12 protein-coding genes are annotated in these 15,907 nt (G+C 72.4%); 6 read left to right on the top strand and 6 right to left on the bottom strand.

All coding sequences use genetic code 11. The annotated features are described in order from the left end of the window. The first annotated feature begins 95 nt into the window (after positions 1-95). Positions 96-2,780, top strand: coding sequence for a DNA mismatch repair protein MutS (gene mutS, locus VGR32_RS03585; protein ID WP_327448124.1), 2,685 nt, complete (start codon positions 96-98; stop codon positions 2,778-2,780). Here mutS and VGR32_RS03580 read toward each other — a convergent pair. Continuing rightward, positions 2,777-3,442, bottom strand: coding sequence for a CAP domain-containing protein (locus VGR32_RS03580; protein WP_327448122.1), 666 nt, complete (start codon positions 3,440-3,442; stop codon positions 2,777-2,779). The two genes, mutS and VGR32_RS03580, sit on opposite strands and share 4 nt — an antisense overlap. A 57-nt stretch (positions 3,443-3,499) precedes the next feature. On the opposite strand from VGR32_RS03580, the gene glnD reads away from it, so the two are divergent. The 5 genes from glnD to VGR32_RS03555 all read left to right on the top strand — a co-directional run bounded on the left by glnD (position 3,500) and on the right by VGR32_RS03555 (position 10,209). After that, positions 3,500-6,211, top strand: a complete 2,712-nt coding sequence (gene glnD, locus VGR32_RS03575) for a [protein-PII] uridylyltransferase (RefSeq protein ID WP_327448120.1) — start codon at positions 3,500-3,502, stop codon at positions 6,209-6,211. A gap of 125 nt (positions 6,212-6,336) precedes the next feature. Continuing rightward, positions 6,337-7,914: a murein biosynthesis integral membrane protein MurJ gene (gene murJ, locus VGR32_RS03570; protein WP_327448579.1), complete on the top strand. Its 1,578-nt coding sequence runs from the start codon at positions 6,337-6,339 to the stop codon at positions 7,912-7,914. A gap of 38 nt (positions 7,915-7,952) precedes the next feature. Beyond that, the gene (trpS, locus tag VGR32_RS03565; RefSeq protein WP_327448118.1) at positions 7,953-8,999 is read left to right on the top strand and encodes a tryptophan--tRNA ligase; all 1,047 of its coding nucleotides are present in this window, start codon (positions 7,953-7,955) and stop codon (positions 8,997-8,999) included. Positions 9,000-9,068: 69 nt separating this feature from the next. Beyond that, positions 9,069-9,779 carry a GNAT family N-acetyltransferase gene (locus VGR32_RS03560; protein ID WP_327448116.1) on the top strand — a complete coding sequence of 237 codons (711 nt, stop codon included), beginning with the start codon at positions 9,069-9,071 and terminating at the stop codon, positions 9,777-9,779. After that, a complete protein-coding gene (locus VGR32_RS03555; RefSeq protein WP_327448114.1) occupies positions 9,754-10,209 on the top strand; it encodes an OsmC family protein in 456 nt (151 codons plus the stop codon). The genes VGR32_RS03560 and VGR32_RS03555 overlap by 26 nt, the downstream gene beginning before the upstream one ends. On the opposite strand, the gene VGR32_RS03550 is transcribed toward VGR32_RS03555, so the two are convergent. The 5 genes from VGR32_RS03550 to rpe form a co-directional block, all read right to left on the bottom strand. Then, positions 10,206-10,958, bottom strand: coding sequence for a dienelactone hydrolase family protein (locus VGR32_RS03550; protein WP_327448112.1), 753 nt, complete (start codon positions 10,956-10,958; stop codon positions 10,206-10,208). The genes VGR32_RS03555 and VGR32_RS03550 overlap by 4 nt on opposite strands. 10 nt (positions 10,959-10,968) lie before the next feature. Beyond that, positions 10,969-12,573, bottom strand: coding sequence for a bifunctional phosphoribosylaminoimidazolecarboxamide formyltransferase/IMP cyclohydrolase (purH, locus tag VGR32_RS03545; protein ID WP_327448110.1), 1,605 nt, complete (start codon positions 12,571-12,573; stop codon positions 10,969-10,971). Positions 12,574-12,635: 62 nt separating this feature from the next. Further along, complete coding sequence (locus tag VGR32_RS03540) at positions 12,636-13,412, bottom strand: hypothetical protein (RefSeq protein WP_327448108.1); 777 nt, start codon at positions 13,410-13,412, stop codon at positions 12,636-12,638. A gap of 53 nt (positions 13,413-13,465) precedes the next feature. Next, positions 13,466-15,226, bottom strand: a complete 1,761-nt coding sequence (locus VGR32_RS03535) for a heparinase II/III family protein (RefSeq protein ID WP_327448106.1) — start codon at positions 15,224-15,226, stop codon at positions 13,466-13,468. Continuing rightward, on the bottom strand, positions 15,223-15,885 hold the full coding sequence (rpe, locus tag VGR32_RS03530) for a ribulose-phosphate 3-epimerase (RefSeq protein ID WP_327448103.1): 663 nt from the start codon (positions 15,883-15,885) through the stop codon (positions 15,223-15,225). Before rpe ends, VGR32_RS03535 begins: the two co-directional genes overlap by 4 nt. Between the last annotated feature and the right edge of the window lie 22 nt (positions 15,886-15,907).

The following is a 15,907-nucleotide window of genomic DNA, read 5'->3' as shown; positions in this document are numbered from 1 at the left end:
GCCTGACGCGCCTGTGGACCGATGCGACGCGGCGTGCAAGCCGCACGCGCCCGCCCTTGAGCGGGAACGGGCGATCCGTCACCCTCCCGCCACGCATGAACGCCCGAGTCCCGCCAGAGCAGTTCACGGCCCCCGAGGGCTCGACTCCCGTCATGGCCCAGTTCCTGGAGGCCAAGGCGCAGCATCCGGACGCCTTGCTGTTCTTCCGCATGGGCGACTTCTACGAACTGTTCTTCGAGGACGCCGAGCGGGCCGCCGCCGCACTGGGCCTGGCGCTGACGAAGCGCGGCAAGCATCTCGGCGAGTACATCCCCATGGCGGGCGTGCCGGCCCACGCCATGGAAGGCTATCTGGCCCGTCTGATCCGGCAGGGCTTCCGCGTCGCCGTCTGCGACCAGCTGGAGGATCCCGCCGAGGCGAAGAAGCGGGGGTCCAAGGCCGTGGTCCGGCGCGGCGTCGTGCGCATCGTCACCGCCGGCACCCTGACCGAGGACGGCCTGCTGGACGCCCGCGCCGCCAACCGCCTGGCCGCGGTGGCCCTGCGGCGGGGCCGGGCCGCGGTGGCCACGCTGGAGTTGTCGGCTGGACTGGTCGAGGTGACGGCGTGCGCGCCCGACGATCTCGGCGCCGTGCTCGCCTCGGTTCGGCCCAGCGAGGTTCTGGCGCCCGATCGGCTGTTCTCCGATCCCGATCTCAAGGTCGCGCTGGACGGATCGGGGGGCGTCGTTCAGGCCGTGCCCCAGGCGCAGGCAGAGCCCGAGGCCGCGCGGTCGCGGGTGGAACGCCTGTACGGCGTGGCCTCGCTGGACGGCTTCGGCGCCTTCGACGACGCCGAAGTGGCGGCCCTCGGCCTCATCGCCGCCTACGTCGAGCTGACGCAGGCGGGCAGGGCGCCCGCGCTGCAGGCGCCGCGGCGGCTGGGAGAGACGGGCCGGCTGGCCATCGACGCCGCCACCCGCCGCAGTCTGGAGATCGACCGCACCCAGGCCGGCGACCGCGAGGGATCGCTGCTGGGCTGCATGGACCGCACCGTGACGCCGGGCGGGGCCCGTGCGCTGGCCGACCGCATCGCGCGGCCGCTGTCCGACCCTCTGGAGATCAACCACCGGCTCGACGCGGTCGACTGGCTGATGGAGCGGCGAGGCCTGCGACGGACCCTGCGCGAAGGGCTGAGGGGCTCCGCCGACGTGGCCCGGGCGCTTTCGCGCCTGACGCTGGGGCGGGGCGGACCGCGCGATCTGGCGGCGATCCGCAGCGGCCTGCACTGCGCCGAGAGCCTGTCGGCATGCTTCCTGACCGGGGGCGACGGTCTGCGGCCCCGGCCCCGCGAACTCGAGGCGGCGCTCGCGGATCTTTCGCCGTCGCCGGAGCTCGGGGCCCTGCTGGCCGAACTGGACGCGGGCCTCGCTCCCGAGCCGCCGCATCTGGCGCGCGACGGGGGGCTGGTCATCCCGGGGTTCCGGCCCGAACTGGACCAGGCCCGCGCCCTGCGCGACGACGCCCGGCGCGTGATCGCCGATCTCGAGGCGCGCGCGTCGGCAGAGGCCGGCATCCCCTTCAAGGTCCGACACAACGCCGTGCTGGGCTACTTCCTGGAGACCACGGCGCAGAAGGCCGAGCCCCTGCTGCGGAAGGGTCCCGACAGTCCTTTCATCCATCGGCAGACCCTCGCCAGTCAGGTCCGCTTCACGACGGTGGAGCTGTCGGATCTGGACGCCCGAATCGCCCAGGCCGGTCACCGGGCGCTGGCCATCGAAATCGAGACGTTCGAGGGTTGGCGCGCCGCCTGCGCCGCCGCCGCCGGCGCCCTGCAGGCGGTGGCCCAGGCGCTGGCCGCGCTGGACGTCGTGGCCGCGCTGGCCGAGTGGGCGGAGGAGGTGGGCGCGGTGCGTCCGGTCGTGGACGACACCGCCTGCTTCTGCGTCGAGGCCGGTCGGCATCCGGTGGTCGAGGCGGCGGTGCGGCGCGCCGGCGATCCCTACACGCCGAACGACTGTCTGCTGGACGGTGAGGCCGCGGTCGGGCCGCGACTGGCCCTCGTCACCGGCCCGAACATGGCCGGCAAGTCGACCTTCCTGCGCCAGAACGCGCTTCTGGTCGTCCTCGCCCAAGCCGGCTCGTGCGTGCCGGCGCGCGCGATGCGGCTGGGGACCGTCGATCGGCTGTTCAGCCGCGTCGGATCGGGCGACGATCTGGCGCGCGGACGGTCGACCTTCATGACCGAAATGGTCGAGACGGCCGCCATCCTCAGCCAGGCGGGCCCCCGCAGCTTCGTGGTGCTGGACGAGATCGGCCGCGGAACGGCGACCTACGACGGTCTGGCGATCGCCTGGGCCGTGACCGAGGCCCTGCACGACAGGGCCCGGAGCCGGACCCTGTTCGCAACCCATTATCACGAGCTCGCGGCGCTGGAAGGCCGGCTGTCGGGGCTGGCCAACCTGTCGATGCGCGTGCGCGAGTGGGAGGGCGAACTGGTGTTCCTGCACGAGGCCGCCGCCGGCGCCGCGGACCGCAGCTACGGCGTTCAGGTCGCGCGACTGGCCGGGGTGCCGCCGCAGGTCGTCGCCCGCGCCCAGTCCGTGCTGGAGACGCTGGAAGGCCGCGGGCAGTCGGCAGGCCGGCTGGCCGAGCTGCCTCTGTTCGCGGCGGTGGCCGAGCCGCAGGTCGCGCCCCCCGGCCCGACGGCGCTGGAGCGCGCGCTGGCCGAGGTCGAGCCGGACGACCTGTCGCCCCGAGAGGCGCTGGAGGCGCTCTACCGGCTGAAGGCCCTTAAAACCTAGCCGGCGGGCGGCGGGGCCATCGGCGTCGCGAACGTCACCACGCAGACGGTGCGCCACCGCGGGTGCGGCCCGCACGCCGCGCCGACCATCTCGTAGGCGGGGCTGAAGATGATGTCGCGGTGCCCGCGATCGGGCACGCCGTCGTCGACGATCAGCTGCATGACGGCATGCGCCGGCACTGGGCCATAGGCGATGGTTTCGCCGGTGGCGCGCCAGCTGCCGTGCCGTCGCATCCGCTGATGCGGGGCCGAGCCGTCGGCGCCGGCATGGCCCACCTGACCCGTGCGCCCTTGGTCGGCTGCGTGATCGGCCGCGGCGCGATCCAGCGCGGCCGAGCGGGCCAAAGGCGGCAGGGACGGCTGCGATTCAAGGAAACGGATCGCCTCGTCGACGGCCGCGACGCCCTCTTGCGTCACGACAGGGATTTCGCCCGGCCTCTGAAAACGGTCGCCCGTGAAGAGCGCGCGAAAATCGCGGACCCGCCGGGCGTAGGCGCGGGGATCGCGACGCGCGTCGTTCAGCTCGGCGATCAGCCCCACCGCGTCCCAAGGGTCAGCGACTGAAGGCACGTCCGCTCGGGACGTAACCGCCGCGGGGGCGCAGGCCGAGCCGATGAGCAGGGCGGCCAGCGGCGTCAGGGCCAGACGGCGGGTGAGGGTCATGCGCCGACCCTGCCAGCCTCTGGTGCGGCACGCCAGCGGGCGGTCTATATCGTCGTCATGAGCGATCGCCGCCGCGGCCCGAACGACGCGACCCGTCCCGACGCCTGGGCCGCCGCGGCCGGGGCGGTCGATCCCCGCGTCGCCGTCGCGCCGCTGGTGCGGGCGTTGCTGGACGTCGGCCGGGATCGGGCCACCCGAAGGCTGGAGGCCGGCGGCAATGGGGTCGAGGTCGCCCGCCTCTTTTCCCAGGCCGCGGACGACGCCGTGGTCGCGCTGTGGGATTTCGCCGCCCTCCGCCTTTACCCCGCGGCCAATCCCACCCAGGCGGAACGCCTGTCGCTGCTGGCGGTCGGCGGTTATGGCCGGGGCGTGCTGGCCCCGCACTCGGACCTCGACCTGCTGTTTCTGCGGCCATGGAAGACCACGCCGCGCGCGGAGCAGGTCACAGAGTTCGTGCTCTATGTGCTGTGGGACCTGGGCCTCAAGGTCGGTTCGGCGGCCAGGTCGCTCGACGAATGTCTGAAGCTGGCGAAATCGGACATGACCGTGCGGACGGCGCTGCTGGAGGCGCGCCCGCTGGCCGGAGACGCCGGCTTGGCCGATCAGTTGATAGACCGCTTCCGGATGCAGGTGCGCAAGGCGGATCCCCGCCCCTTCATCGCCGCCAAGCTGGCCGAGCGCGACGCGCGTCACGCGAAGGCGGGCGCGGTCCGCAACCGGGTCGAGCCCAACGTGAAGGACGGCAAGGGCGGTCTGCGCGACCTCAACGCCCTGTTCTGGATCGCCCGTGGCCTGTCTCCGGACAGCCCGGACGGGGAGGCGACGCTGGCCGACATCCTGACGGCGCGGGAGCGGCGGCTGTTCGCCGAAGCCTTCGACTTCCTCTGGCGGGTGCGCCACCACATGCATCTGATCGCGGGCCGGGCGGTCGAGTCCCTGACCTTCGACCTGCAGCCGGAGGTCGCGCGGCGCATGGGCTGGCGCGGCCGCGGCGACGAGCCGGCCGTGGAGCGTTTCATGCGCCGCTATTTCATCGTCGCGGGCGACGTGGGGTCCCTGACGCGCGCCTTTTCCGCGCAACTGGAAGCGCGCGGTCAGAAGGCGACCATGACCCTGTCGCGCCTGTTCGCGCCGCGTCCGAAGAAGCTTTCGGCCGACGGCTTTCTGATCGTCGGAGGCCGTCTGTCGGTCACCGGCCCCCAGGTGTTCGCGGCGGATCCGGTGAAGCTGCTTGATCTGTTCCGCGTCATGGACGCAGAGGATCTGGACCTGCATCCCGACGCCTTCGCCGCCGTGTCGCGATCGCTGAACCTGGTCACGCCCCAGCTGCGCCGGAACCCCGAGGCGGCGCGAGCCTTCCTCGACGTGCTGGCGCGGGGACAGCGGCCGTATCGCGTGCTCAGCGTCATGAACGCGGTGGGGCTTCTGGGGCGGTTCCTGCCCGAGTGGGGACGGATCGTGGGGCAGACGCAGTTCAACATGTACCACGCCTACACGGTCGACGAGCACACGCTGCAGGCCGTGGGCATCATAAACGACATCCAGCGCGGCAAGCTGAAGGACGAGCACCCGCTGGCCAGCGAGATCGTGCACCGCATCGCCGATCCCGAAGCGCTGATGCTGGGCATGCTGCTGCACGACGTGGGCAAGGGCGGCGACCGGGGCCAGCTGGAGGACGGCGCGATCGCCGCGCGGCGGGCCTGCCAGCGGCTGGGCGTGGAGGCGCGGCGCATCGAACTGGTTTGCTGGCTGGTCGCCAACCATCTGGCCCTGTCGGATACGGCCCAGAAGCGCGACGTGTCGGATCCCGCCACCGTCCGCGCCTTCGCCGAGACGGTCGGGGACCCGGAGCGGCTGCGCATGCTTCTTGTCCTGACGGCCGCCGACGTCCGCGCGGTCGGCCCGGGCGTGTTCAACAGCTGGAAGGGGGGGCTGATGCGCGATCTCTTCCTTCGGGTGGACGCCCTGTTTCGTGGCGAGGATTCCGGTGCGGTCGATCCGGCCGAGGGCTTCGAGGACCTGCTGGACCGCGCGCGCGCCTCGGGCGCGGCCGCAGATGCCGTGGTCGACCGTGAGGCCGACCGGCACGGCGGGCGCGCGACCACCCGCGTCGCGGTCGCGGCCCCCGATCGCCCGCGCCTGTTCGCCGACCTCGCGGCCGTGCTGGCGGCCGAGGGCGCGGACGTCGTCGGCGCCCGCATCGGCTCGGCCGGGAACGGCGTGACGCTGGATGTCTTCGAGGTTCAGGACGGCGCCGCGCGACCCTATGGACTGGACGAGCCGCGCCGCCTTTCCCGCCTGCTGGCCAGACTGACCGAGGCGGCCGGACCCGCCTCGACCGCCATGGCGCCCCTTCCACCCGCCGCGCCCAACGCCCGCCGGGCGGCCTTCGAGGTGCGGCCGGTGGTGGCCGTCGATCTCGACACGGTCGAGGACGCGGCCGTGGTCGAGGTGTCGGGCCCCGACCGTCCCGGGCTTCTGGCCGCGCTGGCCGGCGCGCTTGCGGACGGCGGCTGGCAGGTGCGCTCGGCGCACGTCGCGGGCTTCGGGGAACGCGTGGTCGACGCCTTCTACCTGACCGACCGCGACGGCGCGAAGCCCCGGCCCGGCAGACGTCTGGACGCGCTGCGGGACGCCCTGCACGCCGTCCTGGAGGCGGCGCCCGCGTCGCTCGCGGAAGGTCGACGGATCACGCCGGTCCGCGCCTCGATCCGCGACGTGTCCGACCTGTCGGCCGGCGCCGTTTCGCGGTCGGGCAAAGCGGGATAAGCGGAAGTGAACCTCTTCGACGGGACGCCCGGATCTTGACCTTCACGCCCGTTCCTCCGTCCGGCCCCACCGCCGCCGAGGCTCCTACCACGCCCGACCCCCAGCCCCCGAAAAAGGGCGGCGGCATGCTGCGGTCCTCGGCCATCTTCTCCGGCCTGACGCTGGTCAGCCGCCTGGTCGGCTTCGCCCGCGACGTGGTGATCACCGCGGCGCTGGGCGCCTCGGCCGGTCCGGCGGCGGACGCCTACAACACCGCGCTGAGCTTTCCGAACCTGTTCCGCCGCATCTTCGCCGAAGGCGCCTTCGCGGCCGCCTTCGTGCCGGCCTACACCCGGACGCTCAAGACCGAGGGCGAGGCCGAGGCCGACCGTGTCGCCACCCAGGCGCTGGCCGCCGTGGCCTTCGCCACGGTGCTGCTGACCGTGATCGCCCAGCTGGCCATGCCGTGGATCATGACCGTCGTGAACGTCGGCTTCCTCGACGATCCCGCGCGTTTCAAGCTGGCCGTGATCCTGACCCAGATCACCATGCCGTACCTGCCGTGCATGGCCATCGCGGCGCTTCTCAGCGGCGTTCTGAACGCGCGGGGACGGTTCATCGTCTCGGGCGCCTATCCGATCCTGCTGAACCTGATCATGCTGGTCGCCGTCATTCCGGCGCAGGGCGGACAGATCGGCGCCGCCTACGCCGCCAGCTGGGCCGTTCTGGTCGCCGGCGTCAGCCAGGCGGGCCTGTGCTGGTGGGGCGCGAGGAAGGCGGGGGCCGACGTGCGTCTGGCCCTGCCGCGCCTGACGCCGCCGGTGAAGGCGATCATCATCACGGCCATCCCCGCCGCCATCGGCAATTCGGCGACCCAGATCAACGTCTTCATCTCCGGCAACCTGGCCAGCTTCGTGGACGGCGGGCGGACGTGGCTGGCCACCGCCGACCGTCTGTACCAACTGCCGCTGGGGCTGGTCGGCGTGGCGATCGGCATAGCCCTGCTGCCGCGGCTGTCCGCGGCCGTGGCCACGAAGGATCGCGCGCAGGAGCAGTCGGCGATGGACGAGGCGGTCGTCCTTTCCATGGCGCTGACCCTGCCCGCGGCGGCGGCGCTGATGGCCATGCCCTACTTCCTGATCGACGGTCTGTTCACACGCGGCGAGTTTCTGCAGGTCGACGCCCGCGCGACCGCGGCCGCCCTGTTCCAGTTCGGCTGGGGCGTGCCGGCCTTCGTGCTGATCCGCATCCTGTCGCCGGGCTTCTTCGCGCGCGGCGACACCCGCACGCCCATGACCTTCGCCCTGGTCTCGGTCGCCGTGAACGCCGCCCTCGCCTTCGCCCTGTTCTATAGCGGCATGGGCGTGCCGGGCATAGCCGCGGCCGTGTCGGGCGCGGCGTGGAGCAACGCCCTGCTGCTCGGCGTCGCCCTGTGGCGCACCGGCCATTGGCGGCCCGGGCCGGCGGTGGTCAGCCGCGTGGCGCGCATCGCGCTCGCGGCGGTCGGTCTGGCCGGCGCGGTGTGGCTGGCCCAGCTGGGCCGACCCGCCATCGAGGGCTTCGTCGACGCGGTCTTCGGCGGTCTGACGCATGGTCACGGCGGCAAGGAACTGGCCTTGGTCCTGACCACGGCAGCCGGGGGCGTGGCCTACGTCGCCCTGGCGTTCGCCACACGCGCCGTGACGGTCGCCGAGGTCCGCAAGCTGGTCCGTCGCGGGCGATAGGGTTGCGGCGCCTGCGAGGCTGAGGCAAAGCCGCAGCCATGTCCGAGACCGCGTCCGCTCCCGTTTCCGCCTACGCCGGCCCCCGCCGCATCCTGTCGGGCATCCAGGCCTCCGGCGCCCTGCATCTGGGCAACTATCTGGGCGCGCTCAAACGGTTCACCCAGCTTCAGGACCAGGGCGCGCCCTGCTTCCTGTTCGTGGCCGACCTGCACGCCATCACGGTGTGGCAGGACCCGAAGCTGCTGACCGCCCAGACGCGCGAGATCGCGGCGGCCTATCTGGCCAGCGGGCTGGATCCGGCGCGGTCGGTGATCTTCCCGCAGTCGGCGGTCCGCGCCCATTCCGAACTTGCCTGGATCTTCAACTGCGTCGCCCGCCTCGGCTGGCTGGACCGCATGACCCAGTTCAAGGAGAAGTCCGGCAAGCACAAGGAGCGCTCGTCGGTCGGCCTCTACACCTATCCGGTGCTGCAGGCGGCGGACATCCTGCTGTACCGGGCCACCGAGGTGCCGACCGGCGAGGACCAGAAGCAGCATCTGGAGTTGACGCGCGACATCGCCGCCAAATTCAACGGCGACTTCGAGGTGCCGGGCTTCTTTCCCCTGCCCGAGCCGCTGACTCAGGGCCCGGCCCCGCGGGTCATGAGCCTGCGGGACGGCACGGCGAAGATGTCCAAGTCCGATCCGTCCGACGCCAGCCGCATCAACCTGACGGACGACGCGGACGCCATCGCCGGCAAGATCCGCAAGTCCAAGACCGACATGGGCGTCATGCCCGAGCCCGGCGAGAGCCTCGACGACCGCCCCGAGGTTCGGAACCTGCTGACGATCTACGCGGCGCTGTCGGATCGGTCGCGCGAGGACGTGATCGCCGAGTTCGCGGGTCAGGGCTTCGGCGCATTCAAGCCGAAGCTGGCCGATCTGGCGGTGGAAAGCCTCGCCCCCGTCACCGCCGAGATGCGGCGCCTGATGGCGGATCCGACCGAGATCGACCGGGTGCTGAAGGACGGCGCGGAACGAGCCGCGGCGGTGGCCGACGCCACGGTGGCCGAGGTCAAGGCCGTCGTGGGCTTCTGGGGATCCTGACGGCGCTGTTCGGACGTCGCCTTCCGTGGCGACGCTGACGCCGCGGGCGGGCGCCGCTATACCCCCGCCATGCCTCACCCGCTTGACCGCCCGATCTGGAGCGCGCTGACGACGCGTCAGGCGCATCTTGCCGTCGGCGACGGTCGCGCCCTCCGGTTCGACGCGGACTTCGCCCTGTTCGCCGCGGCGGCCGACGCCGGCCCTGAGGCCACGGCGGCGATGAGCGCCCTGATACCTGAGGAGGGCGTCGTGGGACTCGTCGAGGCGGGGGCGGTGGCTTTGCCCCCCGGAGCCCGCGTCGTGACCGAGGCGGCGTGCGTTCAGATGACGCTGACGAGTCTGACCCCTGCGCGCGGCCCTGAGCCGGACTGGATCGATCTCGGCGAGCCCGACGCGCCGGAGATGCTGGCGCTGGCCACGCTGACCGAGCCGGGTCCGTTCTTCGCCAAGACCCATCAGCTCGGCGCGTTCGTCGGCGTGAGGATCGGCGGCCGTCTGGCGGCCATGGCCGGAGAGCGCATGAAGCCGGACGGCTTCACCGAGGTCTCCGGCGTCTGCGCCCATCCGGATTTCCGCGGCCGCGGGCTGGCCGCAGCCCTGATGCGGATTGTGACCGAGCGCATCCTGGCGCGCGGCGAGACGCCCTTCCTCCACGCCTACGCCCACAAACCGCAGGCCTTGGCCCTGCATCAGGGCGTAGGCTTCACCGTCAGGTCGCCGGTCACCTTCACCGTCCTGAGCCGGAGAGACGACGATGAGCGAACATACGGCCACGGTTGAGTGGACGCGGGGTGATCAGCCCTTTGCCGACAATCGCTACTCCCGCGCCCACGACTGGCGTTTCGACGGCGGCGCCGTTGTGCGGGGCTCGTCGGCCCCGTCGAGCGTGCCGGAGCCGATGAGCGACCCGGCGGCGGTCGATCCGGAAGAGGCGCTCGTCGCGGCGGTGTCCAGCTGCCACATGCTGTTCTTCCTCGCCTATGCGGCCCGAGTGGGGCTGGTCGTGGACCGATACTCGGACGCCGCGTCAGGCACGCTGGCCAAGGACGCGCGCGGCAAGGTGTCGATGACCGAGATCGTGCTGCGGCCGCGCATCGACTGGGTCGGCGAAGGGCCGTCCGCGGCGGCCTTGGCCGACCTGCACCACCGCGCGCATGAGAGCTGCTACGTGGCGAACTCGATCCGTAGCGACGTCCGGATCGAGACCTAGGGCGCGACGGCGACGTCCTCAAGCAGGCGGCGGAACCGGTCCAGCGCCTGCGTCGTCAGGGCGTCGTCGTAGCGCATCGGCGGGGCGTTCATCGGCTCGTCGAAGCTGTGGGTGCCCTCGGCGATCCACGTCTCGACGTCGGCGCCGCAGTTGCGGACCATGTCATGCACGCGCTCGGCGTTGCGGACGGTGGTCAGGTGATCCTTGCGGGCGACGACGGCGAGCGTGCGCGGACAATGCCGCCATGGCCGCATCCGGTTCAGCGCCGCCACACCGACGTAAGGATAGGCCAGGAAGGTCGCCCGCACGCCCGAAAGGTCTCCGGCCGCCGCGTCGGCGACGCCCAGCGCGCCCGGCCGACCCAGATCGGCGCTCATCGCCTCCATGATGCCCCAGCCGCCGTGACTCCACCCGGCGAGGCAGATCGCCGAGGGGTCGACGGCCGGGCGCTGCGAGACGCCGTGCACCGTCGCCAGCACGTCGCCGCCGCGTTCCCAGCCGCGGAACATCAGGCCGGTGCAGACCGTCGCCATCGCCCACTCGCGGGACCACCCGCGCGGGGCGTAGGAGTCGACGATCACCGCCCGCCAGCCGGCCGACGCCGCCGCTTCGGCATACCTCGGCAGATGGGCCCGCACGCCGCCGCAGCCATGGAACAGCAACGCCGTCGGCCGCGGGCGGTCGTCTTTGGGGCCGTGCCACGACACGTGCGGCTCAAGGCGGGCCCAGCGGGCATCGAGCATGTCCATGTCGGGACTCCTAGTGCCTGAAGACCCGCACCCCGGTGAAGGCCATGGCGATCCCCTTGTCGTCGGCCGCGGCGATCACTTCCGCGTCCCGGATCGAGCCGCCCGGCTGGATCACCGCGGTGGCGCCCGCCGCGACCGCCTCCAGCAATCCATCGGCGAAGGGGAAGAAGGCCTCCGACGCGCAGGCAGAGCCCTCGGCCAGCGACGCCGGCAGGCCCAGGGCCTGACCCGCCTCGGCCGCACGCAGGGAGGCGATGCGCGCGGAGTCGCGACGGTTCATCTGGCCGGCGCCGATGCCCGCCGTCCGGCCGTCCTTCGCATAGACGACGGCGTTCGACTTCACATGCTTGGCCACGGTGAAGGCGAACAGCATGTCCTCGACCTCCTGCGGCGTCGGCCGGCGCTTCGTCACGATCTTCAGATCGGCCGCGGTCACCCGGGCCACGTCCCGAGACTGGACCAGGAAGCCGCCGGCGACGCTGCGGAACACCTCGCCGGCCGCCAGCGGATCGGGCAGGCCGTCGGTCAGCAGCAGGCGCAGGTTCTTCTTCGCGGCGAACACGGCGCGCGCCGCGTCTTCCGCGCCCGGCGCGATGACCACCTCGGTGAAGATGTCCACGATCTTTTCCGCGTCCGCCCCGGTCAGCGGCCGATTCACGGCGATGACGCCGCCGAAGGCCGACACCGGATCGCATTCCAGCGCGCGGCGATAGGCCTCGGTCAGGTCGCTCCCGGTCGCCACGCCGCACGGGTTGGCGTGCTTGACGATCACGCACGCCGGCGCGTCGAACTCGGCGACCAGTTCATAGGCGGCGTCGGCGTCGGCGATGTTGTTATAGCCCAGCTCCTTGCCCTGCAGCTGTCGGGCGTTGGCCACGCCGGCGCGCGTCTCCGACGTTCGGTAGAAGGCGCCCGCCTGATGCGGATTCTCGCCGTATCGCAGGGTCTGCGCCAGCGTGCCCGATATCGACTTGCGTGCGGGCGCGGCGTCCTCCACCTGCCCGGCGAACCAGCCGGCCACCGCGGCGTCGTAGGCGGCGGTGCGGGCGAAGGCGCGGGCGGCCAGCCGCTTGCGCAGTTCCAGCGAGGTCGCCCCGTCTGCCTTCAGCGCCTCGAGTATCCAGCCGACCGATTCCGCGTCCACAGCGACGGCGACGTGGCCGTGGTTCTTCGACGCCGAGCGGATCATGGCCGGGCCGCCGATGTCGACGTTCTCGATCGCCGCCTCGAAGCCGCCGCCGGCCGCAACCGTCGCCTCGAACGGATAGAGGTCGATCCACACCAGATCGATAGGGCCTATGCCGTGCTCGTCCATCGCCGCCGCGTGCGACGGGGCGTTGCGCACGCCCAGCAGACCGCCGTGGACAACGGGGTGAAGGGTCTTGACCCGTCCGTCCATCATCTCCGGAAAGCCGGTCAGGTCGGCCACATCCTTCACCGGCAGGTCCAGCGCCGCGATCGCCGCGCGCGTGCCGCCGGTGGAGACCAGTTCGACGCCCAGACCATGCAGGGTGAGGGCGACGTCCTCCAGCCCCGTCTTGTCGGACAGCGAGATCAGCGCGCGCGCGGGCACGACCCGGTCGGGCGCGGGCGGAAAGTCGGGGGCGGCGGGCATGGGCGGTCTCGACGTCTGGGGAGAGGCCGCGGACCTAGCAGACGGACGTTCTTCCGGCCACCTCAGCCGGCCACCGTGCCGAGGTATTCGACCGTCGTGGTCGTGACGGATTCGAGATAGAAGACCTTGCCGACGGCATCCTCGCCCTCCGCAGGGGCGACCTGCACCCCCGTCAGCCCTTCCCGAAGCGCCGCTGCCAGGCGGCGATCTCCCATTGCGCCCTCATCGACGCAGTCGTGAAGGCGGAGATCTTCCCCGACCAGACAGCTTACGGCGGTGACCCGCGTGCCTTCACGGCTTGAGCTGTAGGCGCTGCTGGGAAGGTCGGCCACCGTCCAGCCGACGATGTTCCCACGCAACAAGGGAACGGCGTCTCGCGCACTTTCCAATGGCCGATCGCACGCGCCGATGGCGCGATCGAGGTTGACCCAAGTCGCCGGCAGCTCGAAGGCCGCGCGGATGGCCGGGTCCGCTCCAGCGCTTCGTAGTCGCACGATGCCCCCTCCGCGCAAGGTCCGTGCCGCACGTGCACCTTCGCGGGCGCTCAGCACGCCGCCCGGCCTACGGTTCCAGACCATCGCGTCAGCGCGCCCGTCAGGCCGCATGACTTCCAGCCAGACCTCCCCTTCGTCGGGGCCCGGAAATCCCACGATGGCGACGGTCAGCAGCTTTTCGCTGCACTGGACCGCTAGGGCATGGCCGCTGTCATAGCGGGTGACCGCGGCCGCCATCTTGCGGCCGGCGTCCTCGCCGTACTCCCAGTCGTCCGCCTCCTGCGCCCCGGCGGCGGCGGGCGCGAGCAGGCAGCCAGCGACGGCCGCGGTGGCGATCAGTTTCATGGAACAGTCCTCCCGCCGGCAGAACACACCCGCAGCGAGCGCCCGGTCAAGTTTCAGACCGGATCCCCCGCCCCGCCCGCCGGGCTCAGCTTCCAGCGCACCTTGGTCTCGTTGTCGGTCCGCGCGGAGCCTCGCACCACGATCTGCAGCGAGCGCCGCGTGAGACCGCCGTCGACGTGGACGGACGGCTCGATGGCGACGTCGGGGCCGTCCGTGCGGAACCACCAGCCCCGGCTGGAATGGCCGCGCAGCAGGATCGACCGGCGATCCCGCGCCAGCGAGGCCTGCACGCCCGGCTCCAGATGGAAGCGGATGGCGTAGGGGGCTGCGATCTGGCGGGTCACGTCGGGCCGGCCCGCCGTGGGGAAAAGACGCTCCTCCGCGCGCAGCTCGTCCATGCGCTGGTCCAGATACAGGCGGCGCTGGTGCGTCAGACCGAACCCGATCCAGCCGTCGTGCTCGATCTCGAGCCAGACGGCGCCGTCGCCGTCCCGACGTTCGGTGCGCACCGGATAGGGCCTGCCCGCCAGACGCGCGCCCAGCACCTCCGCCCGCCAGCCGGACAACGGCTCGCCCAGAGAGCTTTCGCCCAGCGTCAGCGTGGAGTGGCCAGGCGTCAGCCGCAGGCCCTGCCGATCCGAGGCGAGCGGCGTCCAGCCGCAGCCGGTCACCAGCCGGTCCTTGCCGCACACGATCTCGAGCGCCATCGGCTGGGCGCAGGCCTCGCCCCCCCAGGCGCCGCGTGGCGGAGGCGCGGCGTCGGCCATCACGGTCAGCAAGGGGCTTTGCAGCCGGGCGAACCCGGCGCAGGCCACGCCGGGTTCGCCCGCTTCGCCGGGGTCCAGCGCCGCCGCGACGCAGGCGGAGGACGACGGCCCGCCGCCATGAAACGCGCCGAGCCGCCCGTCGGGCAGGGCCAGGGTGCGCACGCCCTTGCCCAGACGCGTCACGGCCCGCGCAACCGGCTCGGGCACGGGCTCGCCGATCTGACCCAAGGCGTCGGAGAGGGCCGTCAGGTCCAGCAGCAGCTCGAGGCCCGCCTCCGGACTGCGCAGGGCGTGTCCGCCGTCGTCGCCGATCCCCTGGGCCAGAGCGCGCGGCAGGGCTTTCAGCGCGCGACGCCGGATCGCGACGCCGGCGGGACCGGTCAGGACGCATCCTGCCAGGGCCGCGGCGGTCAGGCGCTCGGCGCGGCGCGCCGTGGGGTCCGGCGCGCGCAGCAACTGCCGCGCCTGCCGCGACAGGCTGACCGCCAGCGCCAGCCGGTCCGTCTCGTCCGCTACCGAGCCCAGCCGCCGCGCGGCGCAGGACAGGTTGAAGACGCGCCGCGCCAGACGGTCCGGATCCCACACGAACGGCGACCAGCGGCCGAAGGTGGCCTGCCATGCCCGCACCAGACGCAGCGCCTCGCGCGCGCCGCGCTCGCCCTCTCCCATCAGATGCGGCAGCCAGGCGAAGGCGTGCAGCTGGGCCGCGAAGGGCCGGGATGGACTGGGCCGATTCCACGGATCCTCGGGAGCGGCCGCGTCCATCGCCGTCCCGGCCAGAACGAAGCGGCCGTCCAGCACGGACCTGCCCAACGCGGCGTCCACCGGACGCGGGTCCTTCGGCGCGCAGGCGAAGGCGGCGACCCGGGTTCCCCCCAAGGTCGCGCCATAGCCGGGCAGGCCGTAGAGCTCGATCCACAGCTGGCGGGTCAGCATGCGCCCGGCGAGCGCGGGCCACAGCTCCGGTCCGGAGGCCGCGCCCGTCGGCTTCACAGGCGTGCGCATCGGCGCGCCGCGAAGGCCGGGGATGTCGGGGGCCCCGCTCACGCCGCGGCTTTGAGCGCCGCGATGTTGGCGGCGTAGGCGCCGGCGCCGCCCCTGAACGCCGCCGTCCCGGCGACCAGGGCGTCGGCCCCGGCGGCGACGCAGGCGCCGGCGTTGGCGGCGGTCACGCCCCCGTCGACCTGCAGGGTGGCCCTCGACCCCGCCGCGTCGAGGATGGCGCGGACGCGCTCGATCTTGCGCAGCGAGGACTCGATGAAGCCCTGACCGCCGAAGCCCGGATTGACCGACATGATCAGGACGAGGTCCAGCAGATCGACGGTTTCGGCCACCACCTCCACGGGCGTGGCCGGGTTCAGCACCAGCCCGGCCTTCGCGCCCAGCTTGCGGATCTGACCGAGGGTGCGATGCACGTGCGGGCCGCTTTCGGGATGCACCGACAGAATGTCGGCCCCGGCCTCGCGGTAGGCCTCCAGCCACGCGTCGACCGGCGCGACCATCAGGTGGACGTCGAACGGCTTCGTCGAATGCGGCCGCAGCGCTTTCACCACCATGGGGCCGATGGTCAGATTGGGCACGAAGTGACCGTCCATGACGTCGACGTGGATCCAGTCGGCCCCGGCGGCGTCGATGGCGGCGACCTCCTCGCCCAGCCGGGCGAAATCGGCGGACAGGATGGACGGACAGATCAGGGGCGCGGCCATGCCTCGGGCTTAAGCCCGGTCG

Origin of the sequence: Brevundimonas sp. (assembly GCF_035935935.1) — a bacterium.
GTDB lineage: Bacteria > Pseudomonadota > Alphaproteobacteria > Caulobacterales > Caulobacteraceae > Brevundimonas.
This window is presented reverse-complemented; position numbering and strand designations above follow the sequence as displayed.